13 protein-coding genes are annotated in these 14,858 nt (G+C 54.1%); 3 read left to right on the forward strand and 10 right to left on the reverse strand.

Features of this window, described 5'->3' with window-relative positions:
* The first annotated feature begins 3 nt into the window (after positions 1-3).
* Positions 4-1,482 (forward strand): acetyl-CoA hydrolase/transferase family protein, encoded by a 1,479-nt coding sequence (locus C3432_RS14865; protein WP_103777363.1) that lies wholly within the window; start codon positions 4-6, stop codon positions 1,480-1,482.
* Here the strand turns inward: C3432_RS14865 and srsR are convergent.
* The 3 genes from srsR to argO all read right to left on the reverse strand — a co-directional run bounded on the left by srsR (position 1,479) and on the right by argO (position 4,196).
* Positions 1,479-2,375 carry a LysR family transcriptional regulator SrsR gene (gene srsR / locus C3432_RS14870; RefSeq protein WP_103777364.1) on the reverse strand — a complete coding sequence of 299 codons (897 nt, stop codon included), beginning with the start codon at positions 2,373-2,375 and terminating at the stop codon, positions 1,479-1,481. The genes C3432_RS14865 and srsR overlap by 4 nt on opposite strands.
* A 170-nt stretch (positions 2,376-2,545) precedes the next feature.
* Positions 2,546-3,292, reverse strand: coding sequence for an oxidative stress defense protein (locus tag C3432_RS14875; RefSeq protein ID WP_103777365.1), 747 nt, complete (start codon positions 3,290-3,292; stop codon positions 2,546-2,548).
* 268 nt (positions 3,293-3,560) lie between these two features.
* On the reverse strand, positions 3,561-4,196 hold the full coding sequence (gene argO / locus C3432_RS14880; protein WP_103777366.1) for an arginine exporter ArgO: 636 nt from the start codon (positions 4,194-4,196) through the stop codon (positions 3,561-3,563).
* 200 nt (positions 4,197-4,396) lie between these two features.
* Between argO and dctP the strand changes: the two genes are divergently transcribed.
* Entirely contained in the window at positions 4,397-5,443 is a 1,047-nt protein-coding gene (gene dctP / locus C3432_RS14885) for a TRAP transporter substrate-binding protein DctP (RefSeq protein ID WP_103777367.1), read from the forward strand.
* A 41-nt stretch (positions 5,444-5,484) separates the two neighbouring features.
* Here dctP and C3432_RS14890 read toward each other — a convergent pair whose 3' ends face one another.
* The 6 genes from C3432_RS14890 to C3432_RS14915 all read right to left on the reverse strand — a co-directional run bounded on the left by C3432_RS14890 (position 5,485) and on the right by C3432_RS14915 (position 12,482).
* Positions 5,485-6,345 (reverse strand): small-conductance mechanosensitive channel MscS, encoded by an 861-nt coding sequence (locus C3432_RS14890; protein WP_103777368.1) that lies wholly within the window; start codon positions 6,343-6,345, stop codon positions 5,485-5,487.
* Between the two features lie 126 nt (positions 6,346-6,471).
* Positions 6,472-7,404: an HTH-type transcriptional activator AllS gene (gene allS, locus C3432_RS14895; RefSeq protein WP_103777369.1), complete on the reverse strand. Its 933-nt coding sequence runs from the start codon at positions 7,402-7,404 to the stop codon at positions 6,472-6,474.
* Positions 7,322-8,194 carry a DUF2877 domain-containing protein gene (locus C3432_RS14900; protein ID WP_103777370.1) on the reverse strand — a complete coding sequence of 291 codons (873 nt, stop codon included), beginning with the start codon at positions 8,192-8,194 and terminating at the stop codon, positions 7,322-7,324. Before C3432_RS14900 ends, allS begins: the two co-directional genes overlap by 83 nt.
* Before the next feature lie 110 nt (positions 8,195-8,304).
* Positions 8,305-9,567, reverse strand: a complete 1,263-nt coding sequence (locus C3432_RS14905) for a YlbE family protein (protein WP_103777371.1) — start codon at positions 9,565-9,567, stop codon at positions 8,305-8,307.
* A gap of 16 nt (positions 9,568-9,583) precedes the next feature.
* Positions 9,584-11,245, reverse strand: a complete 1,662-nt coding sequence (locus C3432_RS14910; protein WP_103777372.1) for an acyl-CoA synthetase FdrA — start codon at positions 11,243-11,245, stop codon at positions 9,584-9,586.
* A gap of 13 nt (positions 11,246-11,258) precedes the next feature.
* Positions 11,259-12,482, reverse strand: coding sequence for an MFS transporter (locus C3432_RS14915; protein WP_103777373.1), 1,224 nt, complete (start codon positions 12,480-12,482; stop codon positions 11,259-11,261).
* A 338-nt stretch (positions 12,483-12,820) separates the two neighbouring features.
* Between C3432_RS14915 and C3432_RS14920 the strand changes: the two genes are divergently transcribed.
* On the forward strand, positions 12,821-13,726 hold the full coding sequence (locus C3432_RS14920; protein ID WP_016154378.1) for a carbamate kinase: 906 nt from the start codon (positions 12,821-12,823) through the stop codon (positions 13,724-13,726).
* Between the two features lie 48 nt (positions 13,727-13,774).
* Here the strand turns inward: C3432_RS14920 and fbaA are convergent, their stop codons facing one another.
* A complete protein-coding gene (gene fbaA, locus C3432_RS14925) occupies positions 13,775-14,854 on the reverse strand; it encodes a class II fructose-bisphosphate aldolase (RefSeq protein WP_003027029.1) in 1,080 nt (359 codons plus the stop codon).
* Between the last annotated feature and the right edge of the window lie 4 nt (positions 14,855-14,858).

The following is a 14,858-nucleotide window of genomic DNA, read 5'->3' on the forward strand; positions in this document are numbered from 1 at the left end:
CATATGAAAGAGCCCTGGTCACGGATGAGCGCCGACGATGCGGCACTGATGATTGAGCATAACGCGATGGTTGCCTTCAGCGGCTTTACCCCCGCCGGTTCGCCAAAGGCACTGCCTGCGGCGATCGCCCGCCGCGCCTGTGAACTGCATCAGGCACAAAAACCGTTCCAGATCCGTTTGCTGACGGGCGCGTCAATCAGCGCCGCCGCCGATGATGCGCTGTCGGAGGCTGACGCTGTCTCCTGGCGCGCACCCTATCAAACATCGAACGGCCTGCGGCAAAAAATCAATCAGGGACAGGTACGATTTGTGGATCTGCACCTGAGTGAAGTGGCGCAGATGGTTAACTATGGCTTCTTTGGCGATATCGATGTCGCCGTGATTGAAGCCTCAGCCATTGCGCCAGACGGTCGGATCTGGCTTACCAGTGGAATAGGCAATGCGCCAACCTGGCTGCTGCGGGCGAAGAAAGTGATCATTGAACTGAATCACTACCACAGCCCCCGCGTCGCCGAGCTGGCGGATATCGTCATTCCCGGCGCGCCACCGCGCCGCAACAGCGTCGCCATTTTTCATGCGATGGATCGCGTGGGTACCCGATACGTACAAATCGATCCTAAAAAAATTGTTGCCGTCGTCGATACCGAATTACCCGATGCCGGGAACGCACTCGATAAGGTCAATCCCATCTGCCAGCAAATTGCCGATAACGTTGTGACTTTTTTGCTGCAAGAGATGGCGCATGGACGAATCCCGCCCGAATTTCTGCCGCTGCAAAGCGGTGTGGGCAAGATCAACAATGCGGTGATGGCCAGGCTTGGCGAGAACCCGGATATTCCCTCTTTTATGATGTATTCGGAGGTGCTCCAGGAATCGGTGGTGCATCTGCTGGAAACGGGGAAAATTACCGGAGCCAGCGCGTCCAGCCTGACGGTATCCGCCGATTCACTCCAGAAGATTTACGACAATATGGATTTCTTCGCCAGTCGCATTGTGTTGCGCCCACAGGAGATCTCCAATAATCCGGAAATTATCCGCCGTCTTGGGGTTATCGCGCTGAACGTGGGACTGGAGTTTGATATCTACGGTCACGCCAACTCTACGCACGTGGCCGGCGTCAATCTGATGAACGGTATCGGCGGCAGCGGTGATTTTGAACGTAATGCCTACCTCTCTATCTTTATGGCGCCATCCATCGCCAAAGGCGGGAAAATTTCCACCATTGTCCCCATGTGCAGCCATGTCGATCACAGCGAGCATAGCGTGAAGGTGATTATCACCGAGCAGGGAATTGCCGACCTGCGCGGTCTGTCACCGCTCCAGCGGGCGCACACCATTATCGACAACTGCGCGCATCCGCTTTACCGGGACTATCTGCACCGCTATCTGGAGAACGCCCCTGGCGGACATATTCATCACGACCTCAGCCACGCGTTTGACCTGCATCGCAACCTGATGGAACACGGTTCAATGCTCGGCTAGCTTGCCGTACCGTCACGATCTTCAGAGATATGCTGAAGCATCGTGGCGGTATAGCGATGGTTTTTCAGCGAGTAGAGATACTCCTGCATATACATTGGGCTGCCGGGCGCGTCGAAATACTTCAGCGTCGCCGGATTCACCAGCCGCCAGGCAAAATGAGGAATCACCGTCAAAAACTGCCCGCGCTCCACCGCGCTAATCTTGGCCATAAAGCTGTAGGGGCGATAGATAATCGTTGGGTTGATGCCACACGGACGCATGTACGCATCCAGCATCGCCTCAAAATTAGCCCGGTTTTGAAAACGCATTTGCAGCCAGGGCAGTTCGCGCAGCAGATCCTGCGGCTGTTTCTCTTCATAGCGGCGAGAAACGAGGAACCCCAGACGCAGCGGCGCAAGTTCATTAATAGTCAGATTATCCAGCTCCTGCACGCGCGACGAAACATGCTGCGGCGAAATGATAAAGTCGAGCTGCCGGTCAAACAGGTTATCAATCACGCCGTTCTCACTAAACTCAACGGCCTGTGCGGTCACCCCGTCATATTTATCGCCAAGGCTTATCAACTGATCGAAAATAATCGTCGGATAGGTGTTGTCTATCCCAATAACGATATTGCGTGAGCGGCGTGCGGAGTGATGAATTTCATTATCGATAGCTGATAAGCGCTGATAAATTGGAAACAGTTTCTGGTACAGCTCCTGCCCCGCTTTATTGAGGCTGATACTGTTATCTTTGCGGGTAAACAGCGTATAGCCAATCTGATCTTCCAGTGCCGAAATGCTTTTACCAAACGGCGATGCGGTCATATGTATTTTCTCTGCGGCCCTGGCAATGTTGTTGGTTTGCGCCAGCAGGATGAAATTACGCATCTTTTTGGAGATAAAAATATCCATAGCTACCTCTTATAAATCGCTATGGCATATCCTCATCCTGGCGAAAAAAAAGACCGGATGCGAAGTCGCACTTTTACAGTTGCTCACAGAATAGATGCGGGTATCAGGAAAAGATGAATGGACCAGACGTACGACGAATGTAGCCCGGCAGGTTTGCCGGGCGGTAAGGATTACTGCGCTTTAGCTGGCGTGGCCTGCTGTTGCTGGCCTGCCGCAGGTTCAAGCTGGAACACCACATCGACCTGATCGTCAAACTGGATAGTGGCCTGCTCGTAGGTTTCCTGGGCGGATACCGGCGCGGCGTCGGCTTTCATCATCCGCACCATCGGGCTCGGCTGATAATTGGAGACATGGTAACGCACGCTATAAACCGGTCCCAGCTTACCGTTAAACCCTGCCGCCAGTTCCTGCGCCTGATGAATCGCATCATTGATTGCGGCTTTACGCGCTTTATCTTTATAAGCGTCTGGCTGCGCCACGCCCAGCGATACCGAACGGATCTCATTCAGTCCCGCTTTGAGTGCGCCATCCAGCAGCGAGTTGAGCTTATCCAACTGACGCAGCGTCACCTCGACGGTGCGCACCGCGCGGTAACCTTTAAGGATACTTTTTCCATCCTGGTAGTCGTAGTCCGGCTGGGTACGCAGGTTGGCAGAGCTGATATCTTTCTTCGCTATCTGGTTTTGCTCAAGGAAGGAAAGATATTGCGCGACGCGTTCATCTGCCTGCTTCTTCGCGGTTGCCGCATCCTTCGCCGCCACATTAACCTCAATGGCCAGGGTGGCAATATCAGGTACCGCGTCCACGCTCGCCGTTCCCGAAGTGACAATGTGCGGTCCATCCGGCAATTCACTTGCCTGCACCGACATTGTCCCCAATCCGACTAATGCCGCCAGGGCTAAAACTTTGAAATTCACTGTCGTTCCTCCATGTTACATATACCCGTCATACTTCAGGTTGCAGGTGGGTTGGCTATGTTCAAAATCCATTAGATCTAAACTATCCGAAAATACAGGCAAGCTTAGCGGGTATAGGGCGATTGTCCATCAGACAACGCTTAGATCCTGCCCCATTAAGCTATTTTGCATGCCATTTTGAACCTGGGCTGTGCTTGCCATCCTCACGGACTCCGTGTACGCTCCGTTGGCTGCCGCTGTCCGTGTTCAACCTGCCTGCGCCAGGCTCTTAGTTGAACAAGGCGTGAACGTGCGCAACACCTTCTTTTGCCAGCTGAAAAGCAATAAACCACATCACTAATCCTACCAGCGTATTGATGATGCGCTGTGCTTTAGCAGTTCGCAGACGCGGCGCCAGCCAGGCCGCCAGCAATGCGAGACCGAAGAACCACAGGAACGAAGCGCTGACGGTGCCCAGCGCAAACCAACGTTTAGGCTCAACGTCCAGTTGTCCACCCAGACTGCCCAGTACCACAAAGGTATCCAGATAAACATGGGGATTCAGCCACGTTACCGCCAGCATGGTAGCAATAATCTTCCAGCGCCCCTGCTTCATCACTTCGGCGCTGGCCAGTTCCAGATGACTGCTCATTGCTGTTTTTAACGCGCCAAAACCGTACCACAGCAGGAATGCCACGCCACCCCACGTTACCAGCGCCATAAGCCAGGTAGACTGCATCAGCAGCGCGCTGCCGCCAAAAATACCGGCGCAGATCAGCAGCAAATCGCTAATGGCGCAAAGCAGCGCAATCATAATGTGATACTGGCGGCGGATCCCCTGATTCATCACAAACGCATTCTGCGGGCCAAGGGGCAAGATCATCGCTGCACCAAGCGCAAGCCCCTGAAAATAATAGGATAACATGTAAAGCATCTCACATAATTGTCTTGTGGGCAGACTATACTGCGCGGGATTCATTAGAGGAAATGGATAATATTAATCATTAATTAGCATTATTAATAATACCGCGCACACTCCCCTCCATATTCAGTCTATGACAATAGCGATTGTGCGTTACCCGGCGTATGCTGAAAGACAAATCTGTCTGTACCAAAGGAATGGGTATGAAGCATAACGCGAGCATTTTTCTCTTCTGTGCCTCGCTGGTAGTTACCAGTTTGTGGCCCACTGTCGCCAGCGCGGACAGAACGCTGCGCTATACCGATCACGAGCCGTATGGAAACATGCGTACCCGGCTCATAAAAGAGACTTTTTTTCGCGCGATCGAACAAGAGTCCCTTGGACGTTTGAAAATCGACGCTCACTGGAACGGCGAGCTGTCCACCAGCTATGACGCCTTAAAAACGATCGGCCAGGGCAGCGTGGCGGATATGGGGATCGTGGTCCCTGAGTACACGCCCGAACAGCTGCCGCGACACCAGATTTTTAAGAGCTTCCCCCTCGGACCAGGTCGTGGTGAAGCGCAGGTCAACGCCTTTCAGCGAATCTTCCGCGAGTATCGCCAGTTTGGTCGCGAGCTGGAAAACAACAACCTGGTGAATCTTCAGTTTTTCCTCGGCTATCCGGTTGGATTTTTTACTACCAGGCCGAACGTCGATGTGGCACAGCTGAATGCAAGCCAATGGCGGACCGCCAGCTTTTGGCATCAATCATTTTTACGCAACGCGGGCGGCGTGCCGGTCAGCATGCCATGGAATGAAAAAATTACCGATGCGCTTCAGACCGGACAGCTTGACGGCCTGATGGTTAACCTCGACAGCGGAGATGATATCCATGCCCAGCGGGCGGCCCCCTATATTCAGCTTTCCCCTTCGCTCTGGCTCGGACACGTTTATCTTCTGGTGATGAATAAAGACGTCTGGGATAGCCTGGACGTGAAGGATCGCGCAGCCATCAATCGGGCGGCCGCCATGACGCAAAAACGTATTGGCGCAGTGCAGGACGCAAGCCTGACCGCAATGGCGAAAAAGATGGCAAAAGATGGCGCACACGTTCACTACCTGACCAACAACGAGCTGAATGCGTGGCAAGCCGCGACCGGGTATCAGCACGTTCAGGCCGAATGGATTGCCCGGCAGGAAAGTAAAGGAATAAACGATGTTGGCGAGCTGATGCAGGGTGTCAGCGCAATTCTTAACAAGACGAGATAAATCAACGCCCGCCTCTCTCTGGCGGGCGTTTTTAGCTGAAGTTACCCGGTCGCGTTTTCTTTTACGCGCCGGAAGTTAACGTCCATCTGCGGATACGGGAAGCTGATCCCGTTCGCATCAAACTCGCGCTTAATACGCTCCAGCACGTCCCAGTAGACGTTTTGCAAATCACCGCTTTTACTCCAGGTACGCACCACGAAGTTGATTGACGATGCCCCCAGCTCATTCAGACGCACGGTCATTTCACGGTCCTTCAGGATCCGCTCGTCAGACTGGATAATATCGGTAAGGATCTTCTTCACCTGATCAATATCAGAATCGTATGCCACGCCGATAATAAATTCATTACGACGCACCGGCTCGCGAGAATAGTTCACGATATTACCGGCAATGATTTTACCGTTCGGAATGACCACGATCTTACCGTCCACGGTACGCATGGTGGTGGAAAAGATCTGCACGTTAAGAACGGTTCCGGCCACGCCACCCAGATCAACATATTCGCCAGCGCGGAACGGACGGAACATCACCAGCAGTACGCCAGCGGCAAGGTTAGACAGCGACCCTTGCAGCGCCAGACCGACAGCCAAACCGGCGGCACCCAGCACCGCAATAACAGAAGCCGTCTGCACACCCACGCGGCCCAGCGCGGCAATCAGCGTGAAGGCGATAATTCCGTAACGCACCAGTGCGGAAAGGAAGTCTGCAACGGTTGCATCGATATGACGCGCCACCATCAGGCGGTTAACCGTATTTGATACGATTCGCGCCACAATCATCCCGATGATGATAATGGCGATAGCCGCAACGATGTTGACGGCATAACTCAGCAACAACGCCTGGTTGCGGACCAGCCAGGTCCCCGCCCCATTTATGCTGTCGACAACATTCAAATCTTCCATTCAATAGTCCTTGAGCATGTCAAAAAAATTACGAGATCGATCTCACGAAAACACCCTATTAAAGGTAAACAAAAAAGACCGAATCTGCCATTTTTCAACATGATCCCTTAAAAGACCGCCGTAAACTCAGTTCTCCGCCGGTCGGTCGACCATCCGCAGGAACCCACTCACCAGCGAATCTTTTTGCTTAAAAATGTCCGCAATTTCACTGACCACCTTTCCGCTGCCCGCATTCTTCCAGGCAATCGAGAGCGGCGACGGCTGGCGCGGATTAATCACCTCACGGGCAACAAGTGCCCCGGATTCAACATAAGGACGACACATCCGCTCGGGTAAAAAGCCGACGCCAAGCCCGCTTAAATGACAGGCCAGCTTGGTGCTGAGATCCGGCACTTTGATCTCCTTTTGCCCGCTAAGCAGCCAGGCGACGCGGCGCGTAAGCGTACGCGAGGTATCTTCAATATTGATAGCCGGATAGCGGCGCAGCATATCGTCTGACAATACCGGCGCAGGATGGCTGGCCAGTGGGTGATTTTGCGCCACCACAAACCGCCAACTGATATCTCCCAGCGGCAACAGAGAGATATTATTGGAGAGTGATTCCGATCCGGTGACGCCAATCGCCAGCTGGAAATCGTCATACAGCAGCGAATCCCACACGCCCATATAGACCTGTCGGGAAATTTGAAATCGGGTGAAGGGAAATTGTTGGTGCAGCCAGGTCAGTAAATCTGCCGTGGTCTGCGGCTGGTACAGCAGATTGTTGATAACGATGTTCACCTGCCGTTCAACGCCCGCGTTGATCTGCTGAAGCTCGTCCGGCATTGCATCCAGCCAGTTAAGCCACTGTCGACAATGCTCAAGCAGATGCTGTCCGGCCAGCGTCAGGCTGACGGAGCGGGTCGTACGTAAAAAGAGCTGCGTCCCCACCTGCTCTTCCAGCGTTTTAATGCGATAGCTAATCGCCGCAGGCGTTTTATGCAGGGAGCTGGCCGCGCGGGAAAAACTCTCCGTCTCCGCAACCCGAATAAAAGTGCGTATTGTTTCCTGATCGAGCATGCGTTCCCCTTGAGTCGACCACCTGTAACCACCGTTGCGCTATCGCGATTCCCAGCAATGTGTCCGCCCCCGAGGAGTGCCCAACCGCAAGCAGGCGTCTGATTGCAGAATGCGGATCGCGTCCGGACTGTAAACCACGTATCACCTTCTGTAGCGGCGTTGAAAATTCGCCCACTCTGGCGCTGTTCAGATAGCTACAGCTTACCGACGTGGTGAGCGGCACAAGTTGCTCCGTCGGGGGTAAAAAATGGCGCAATTTGGCAGAAAGCCCCGCAGCATACAGCACAGCCAGCATCCCCGTCAGCATATCATCGCCGCTGGGCGTCAGTCCGGGGCCGTATCCGATCAGCCAGCGCCAGTCAGGCGTCACGCCACGATGCCAGCGTTCAAGTTGCTCAATGATTTCAGGGTAGTGCAGCATCGTATTGAGTGGCTGATTCAGCGCCCCGGAAAGACCACTGTGTTGAGTGCAATAAGAGAGGTCGACAGGGGCAAGTATGGCAGGATCCAGCGACATCCGGAGTGTGCGACGTGAGCAAAGCGCTATACCCTGCCCCCGCAGGATGCTCCCCTGTTTGATAAGTCGTTCAATATGCGCCACGCGGGAAAACTGCGCGGTGCTCAGCAGCACGCCCGTCGGTCCCATCCCCTTTCCGTATCGAAACAGCGTCAACAGCTCGCCGTCAGGACGGCAAAAGTTAATCGCCTGCGAGAAGCGGCTGTGCAACCTCCATTCACCATCGGGAAGTCGATAAAAACCCGCGCTGGCTAATGCCTTAATCGTCACCATCGATACACTCCAGGACACCGGATGGCGGGGAGAGCGCCCGATCCGGCCTACGGAATGAACTCATTCGCAGGCCGGATAAGACGCAACTGTGTCGCCTTCCGGCAACGTTGTTATGCCGTGATGTGATGCAGTTCCGCCAGCGCTTCAAGCGCTTTTTCAAAACAGAGCAGCGGTGCGCGTACGGTGCCCGCCCCCACCTGGCCGATCCCCGCGTCCTTGTGAGCAATACCGGTGTTAATCAGCGGCGTAATCCCCGTTTCCACGACGCGACGAATATCCAGCCCCAGACATGCCCCTTTGAAATCCCATGACGGGATCTGGAACAGCGGATTGTTGGCAAGATAGATCTCCGCCATCTCTTCCGATGTCTCCAGCGCAGCCCCCATGCCACCCGCGCCAACGAAGCGCGTTACGCCCGGTGCGGCAATCATCGCAGCACCGCCGATCCCCAGCGTTTCCGTGATGGCGCTGTCGCCGATATCCGGGTTGGCATCAGCCTGGCTATAGCCGGTAAAGAACAGCCCCTGCGGCGTGTTCACCGGCGCGGTAAACCAGCGATCGCCTGTGCCGCTCACGCGAATACCGAAATCACGGCCGTTACGCGTCATGGCGGTCACCACAGAACCGGCTTTAATTTCCGCCGCCGCATCCATAACGGCTTTACTGTAGGCCATTGCCAGGTTAAGGAAGAACTGGTCGGTGACGCTCAGGAATTGCAACACCTCAATGATTTCCGCCTTCGGTCGCCCCAGTCCGGCAATCACCGGAGAAAGCGTACGTAGCAGCAGAGAAGAGGCCGCAATATTACGCTGGTGGAACTCATCGCCCATCGTGATAGCCTGCGCCATCAGTGCCGTCAGATCGACGCCGTTTTCCATCTGCGAGAGCGCTTCCTGCAATACCGGCGCCAGCGTATCGCGCATCCAGCGCAGACGTTTCTGCACGTCATCGCCGTAAGCGCCAAAGCGCATCACTTTGCCGATCCCCTCATTGAGGTTGCAGCAGGCCTGATTGCCGTGGACGACATCACGCACGACCAGCACCGGCATATTGGCGGACGTAATACCGCCCATCGGACCTACCGCGCCAACATGGTGGCAAGGAATAAACTCGATCTCTCCCTGCTCCAGCATCCGCAGGGCATCTTCCTCCGTGACCGCCCAGCCTTCAAACAGCGATGCGCCAATACAGGCTCCGCGCATTGGGCCAGTCATCTCTCCCCAGGCGATCGGCGGGCCAGCGTGCAGTAATTTGCGTCCAGAAGATAATTCGGCCACCGCTTCTTTTGCAGGACGCACGGCAACCCAGTGGGGGCGTGCAGCTTTAATTCGTTCGATAATGGCTTCGTTGGCCTGTGCAATAGATGAATACATATCCGTACCTCTGAACTTAATATAACTGTTTGAGTAAGCTGGCAAGACGGGCGTTGCCACCGGCAACAGGCGCCCACTGATAATGCACAACCGGCGTACCGCTGCTTTGCAGATCCAGCGCGAAGCTGCGCAATCCGGCGTTGATGACCTGTACGCCGTCAAGAAGCGCGCTATGCGTCTGTGGAATATTGCGATCCTGGTGATGCGTCAGGCTAACGGCGAGCAGTACCGCCTCTTCCAGGGTTTCCACCACGGCAATCCCGGCCTCGCGGAGTTTCTCTGCCTGCCCGCTGCGGCCCTGCGGATCGCCGTCGGTTCCGGTCAGAGTGGCAATCACCACCAGCGGCGCAGTGCGTTTGGCGCGCACCTGATCTACCGCCTCAACAACCGCCCCCGCTGGATCGGCGCAGGCGCCATAGCCCAGAACGACATCCAGCAGCAGTACCCCGACATCCGGCAACACGGCCAGTTTTTCGATTTCAATGCTGCGGGTGGTTGGGTCAATCATCGGATGCGGTCTGCCCAGGGTGTAGCTGTCGTCCCCGAGGTCGACAATACGATGACCACCGGCATCCAGCATCACGCCCTGGTCGTGGCTTTCACTCACGGGAACCCCCAGCCCTGCAGAGAGCAGCATGGCGGCTTCCGCGGCCAGCGTCCCTCCGGCATACAGACCGTAAATCCCTTTGCCTGCCACTTCCGGCTGAACCCGTCTCTGCTGCGCCACGCGCATCAGCAGCACCGACAGCCGCGCGGCATCAGAAAGTGAATTCGCCAGCCAGACGTTCCCTTCGCGACGCTGCTCCGGCTTGCTGCCCAGAAACAGCGCGACAACCGGTTTCCCCACCTTTTGCATCGCAGCAATGATGCGGGTTCGCACCTGCGGCGACGGCGGCTTGGAGACAAAAGCCATTACCCGCGTGGCATCATCCGCAGCCAGCATCTCCAGCGCGGTCAATGCGCTAATACCGCCCACGTCAGCGCTCAGGTCACGTCCCCCCAGGCCAATCGCATGGCTAATGCCCTGCTGAAGCAGCGCAATCTGCGAGGTAATTTCCTGAATACCGGTACCTGACGCGCCAATCACGCCAATCCCACCTTCAGGCAGGACGTTGGCGAAAGCTAATGGGCTTCCGGCAATCATCGCCGTTCCGCAGTCTGGCCCCATGACGATCAGCCCGCGCTCGCGTGCCATGGTTTTCAGCTCAACTTCCTGCTCCAGCGGTACGTTATCGGAAAACAACATGACGTTTTTATTAGCCTGCAACCCCTCTCTGGCAACAGATGCGGCATATTCCCCGGCGACGGAGACCAGCAGCAGATTGGCCTGAGGTAATTTCTGGCACGCGCTTTCGAAGCGACGAGCTTTAACCAGTTGATGTGAACTCCCCGACGCGTTGGCAATCGCGCTTAGCTCTTTCTCCAGCTGCTCACGAATCAAATCCAGGATCTCAGGCTGTTCACCTTCGGCTCTGACCGCCACGCAAATATCATTTGGCGTGGCGTCGGCAAAGTCGTCGTGCCAGAACCCTGTGGAATCCAGCATCGATTTATTGGCTGGCGTTCCCATCATGACCGAAACCTGATCAACTTCCGGGCGCTCACTGAGTTTTCGGGAAATGATCATCAGGCTGACGGAATCCTGAAAACTTCCCTTTTTAATAAAGGCGTAAATCATTACCGCTACCTCTTTATGTGCGTTTTTCTTTTAAAAACAGCATTGCGAATAAACCAATAGCCAGCAGTACGGCTGAAACATAGAAACTGGAAGCCAGGCTTCCGGTCATATCACGTGCCGCACCGGCAATAATGGGTGCCAGAATGGATGAACTCATGCCGATAAAATTAAATAAGCCAAATGCGGTGCTGTAATTATTTTCATCCACGCTGTCGGCGACCAGGGCAACCAGTACCGGATCCAGCGCCAGCTTACCCACCAGACCATAGACACACAGCGCAGTGATAACACCTGTCATATTCGGCATCCAAATAATTGACAACATGCTGATAATCGCGACCGGCACCAGGAACATAATTAAAGGTTTACGCTTGCCTAATTTGTCAGACAGGCTGGAGAATAGCAGCGCCCCAGGAATGGAAATCCAGGCCACCAGCGAAGAGATAAATCCGGTTTCGCTGCCGGCAATACCCCGTTCATTTTGCAGATAATAGGGAAGCCAGGTCAGGATAACGAAGAAACCGAACAGGCTACAGAACACCATAATATAGGTAATAATTAAATTACGGTTTTTCAGCAGGTCGCTGAATTTCCCCTTTTTAACCGGCGCGCCATCGGCGTCAGCGGTACGTTTCTTCTCTTTCACAAATAGCCAGATAGCCACCCCAACCAGCACGGATGGAACCGCCATCGCATAGAATGGCATCCGCCATGAATATCCCTGATCGTATACCAGCCAGCTTGAGGTCATCAGCCCCAGCGCAATACCAAAAGCCATACCGCTGTTGATGATTGCGCTGCCGAGAGAGCGGTACTTCTTCGGGATCTGCTCAGAGGAAAGACCGTACTGCGGGCCATAATAGGTTCCTTCACCCGCCCCCGTCACCACGCGGGCAAACAGCAGGGTGTACCAACTTTTTGCCCAGCCGGTTACCGCGGTGAAAACACCAAAAAGAATAAACCCCGGAACCAGCACCTTTTTCTTACCAATTTTGTCACCCAGAATTCCGGCAGGTACCTGAAGTAATGCGTAAGAAAAATAGAACACAGAATTAAGAATACCCAATTGTGTGCCGCTTAAGCCAAATTCTTTTTCTAATTCGCCCATCACCGGATTGAGCACCGTGCGGTCGGCATACATAAAAATCCATCCCAGCCAGAACAGGAAAACGGTGACCCACCAGGCCGGTATTCCTCTTTTTTTTGTGGCCTCAGCCACTTCATATGAACCAGACATAAGCAATCTCCCGGTAATCATTACCGCTGAATACCTCATGTTATCTGACAGGATACGTGAGGTTTGATGTTTTAACTGCGTCTACCATATCGGGGTAAAAATTTATTTCATTTGAACGAAATCACACAAAATCCATTGTTATAAATTCCTGGGAACTGGCCGCAACATTATTAAAAAAAGTCTAATAATCATTTTCAAAGCAATTTAAACAAAGAAACAGAAAACATCAGTAATTATCGAGATATTTTTACAGGTATTTGAGTTGTCGACCTTATCACATAATAAAAGCGATAAAACGCTATGTTGACCACGAGATATTTTTCACAATGAGGTCATTAATGAAAAAGAAGATTGTCATTGCGCTTGGTGGCAATGCCTTATTACAGCGCGGAGAAATTTTGAGCGCAGAAAACCAGCAGCGAAGTATTCAGGTATTTGCCGAAATGGCATCCGAATTAGCCCGTGATTATCAACTGGTCATTGTGCATGGTAACGGTCCTCAGGTTGGTCTGCTGGCGCTACAGAACGCGGCTTACAAAGAGTCCCCGGCCTGGCCGCTGGACATTCTGGTTGCGGAAAGTCAGGGGATGATCGGTTTTGCCATTGCCCAGGCGCTGGCGTCATCTACGGGTAACGCGCCCGTGACGACGCTGATGACCCGGGTTGAGGTCGATCCGCAGGATGACGCTTTCTCAACACCCGGTAAATATATCGGCCCCGTCTACCAGCCGGATCAACAGACAGAGCTGGAAGAACGCTATGGCTGGCAGATGAAAGCGGATGGGCAATATATTCGCCGCGTGGTTCCCTCCCCGACACCGCTAAAAATTCTCGACAGTGATGCCATCTGCACGTTGATGGATGCGGGGCACATGGTGATTTGCTGTGGCGGTGGCGGTATTCCGGTCATTGCGCAAGGCGATGGCTACCAGGGAACCGAAGCCGTCATTGATAAGGATTTGACCGCTGCCGTGCTGGCGCAATCCATCAACGCTGACCACCTGCTGATCCTGACGGACGCCGATGCCGTGTATGAAAACTGGGGAACCCCCCAGGCGCGTGCGCTACGACATGTCACGCCAGAAGAGCTGGCGCCGTTTGCCGCGCCTGACGGTGCAATGGGCCCGAAAGCGGCGGCGGTGATACAGTTTGTCAAACAGACCGGAAACGCAGCATTTATCGGCGCCCTGAAGGATGCGCCGCAGGTCCTGGCGGGTGAAAAAGGAACCTGCGTTATGCAGTAAAAAAAATGGCTTCCCAAAGGAAGCCATTTTTACTGTCCGCAGACGGAATTACAGAACGTCAACCGCGTTCAGCTCTTTGAAAGCCTGTTCCAGACGGGTGATCATGGTTGCCTGACCAGCACGCAGCCATACGCGCGGATCGTAGTATTTCTTGTTCGGCTGATCTTCGCCTTTCGGGTTGCCCAGCTGACCCTGCAGGTAAGCTTCGTTAGCTTTGTAGTAGTTCAGAACGCCTTCCCAGGTTGCCCATTGGGTATCGGTATCGATGTTCATTTTCACTACGCCGTAGCTTACGGAGTCTTTGATTTCCTGAGCAGTAGAACCGGAACCGCCGTGGAACACGAAGTTCAGGCTGTTGTGCGGCAGGTTATGTTTCTTAGAAACATAGTCCTGAGAGTCGCGCAGGATGGTCGGGGTCAGAACCACGTTACCCGGCTTGTAAACGCCGTGTACGTTACCGAAGGACGCTGCGATGGTGAAACGCGGGCTGATTTTGCTCAGCTCGGTGTATGCGTAGTCAACGTCTTCCGGTTGGGTGTACAGTGCAGAAGCGTCCATGTGGCTGTTGTCCACGCCGTCTTCTTCACCACCGGTGCAACCCAGTTCGATTTCCAGAGTCATGCCCATTTTGGACATGCGTGCCAGATATTTGGAGCAGATTTCGATGTTCTCTTCCAGAGACTCTTCAGACAGGTCGATCATGTGAGAAGAGAACAGCGGTTTGCCCGTTGCTGCGAAGTGTTTTTCACCCGCGTCCAGCAGACCGTCGATCCACGGCAGCAGTTTCTTCGCGCAGTGGTCAGTATGCAGGATCACCGGAACACCATAGTGTTCAGCCATCTGGTGAACGTGATGCGCGCCAGAGATAGCACCCAGGATTGCAGCGCCCTGAGGAACGTCAGACTTCACGCCTTTACCCGCGATGAAGGAAGCGCCACCGTTGGAGAACTGGACGATGACCGGCGCTTTAACTTTTGCAGCGGTTTCCAGAACGGCGTTGATGGAGTCGGTACCAACGCAGTTAACAGCTGGCAGAGCAAAGTTGTTTTCTTTAGCTACCTGGAAAACTTTCTGTACGTCATCACCAGTGATTACGCCTGGTTTTACGAAATCAAAAATTTTAGACATGTTG

Source organism: Citrobacter amalonaticus, from assembly GCF_002918555.1.
Classification (GTDB): Bacteria; Pseudomonadota; Gammaproteobacteria; order Enterobacterales; family Enterobacteriaceae; genus Citrobacter_C; species Citrobacter_C amalonaticus_A.

What these genes read in the sequence shown, in the direction of transcription:
- dctP (WP_103777367.1), top strand. Translation starts at nt 4,397, where the DNA reads ATGAAGCATAACGCGAGCATTTTTCTCTTCTGTGCCTCGCTGGTAGTT.
- C3432_RS14915 (WP_103777373.1), bottom strand. Translation starts at nt 12,482, where the DNA reads ATGTCTGGTTCATATGAAGTGGCTGAGGCCACAAAAAAAAGAGGAATA.
- allS (WP_103777369.1), bottom strand. Translation starts at nt 7,404, where the DNA reads ATGCTCGATCAGGAAACAATACGCACTTTTATTCGGGTTGCGGAGACG.
- C3432_RS14900 (WP_103777370.1), bottom strand. Translation starts at nt 8,194, where the DNA reads ATGGTGACGATTAAGGCATTAGCCAGCGCGGGTTTTTATCGACTTCCC.
- C3432_RS14920 (WP_016154378.1), top strand. Translation starts at nt 12,821, where the DNA reads ATGAAAAAGAAGATTGTCATTGCGCTTGGTGGCAATGCCTTATTACAG.
- C3432_RS14865 (WP_103777363.1), top strand. Translation starts at nt 4, where the DNA reads ATGAAAGAGCCCTGGTCACGGATGAGCGCCGACGATGCGGCACTGATG.
- fbaA (WP_003027029.1), bottom strand. Translation starts at nt 14,854, where the DNA reads ATGTCTAAAATTTTTGATTTCGTAAAACCAGGCGTAATCACTGGTGAT.
- C3432_RS14910 (WP_103777372.1), bottom strand. Translation starts at nt 11,245, where the DNA reads ATGATTTACGCCTTTATTAAAAAGGGAAGTTTTCAGGATTCCGTCAGC.
- C3432_RS14905 (WP_103777371.1), bottom strand. Translation starts at nt 9,567, where the DNA reads ATGTATTCATCTATTGCACAGGCCAACGAAGCCATTATCGAACGAATT.
- srsR (WP_103777364.1), bottom strand. Translation starts at nt 2,375, where the DNA reads ATGGATATTTTTATCTCCAAAAAGATGCGTAATTTCATCCTGCTGGCG.
- argO (WP_103777366.1), bottom strand. Translation starts at nt 4,196, where the DNA reads ATGTTATCCTATTATTTTCAGGGGCTTGCGCTTGGTGCAGCGATGATC.
- C3432_RS14890 (WP_103777368.1), bottom strand. Translation starts at nt 6,345, where the DNA reads ATGGAAGATTTGAATGTTGTCGACAGCATAAATGGGGCGGGGACCTGG.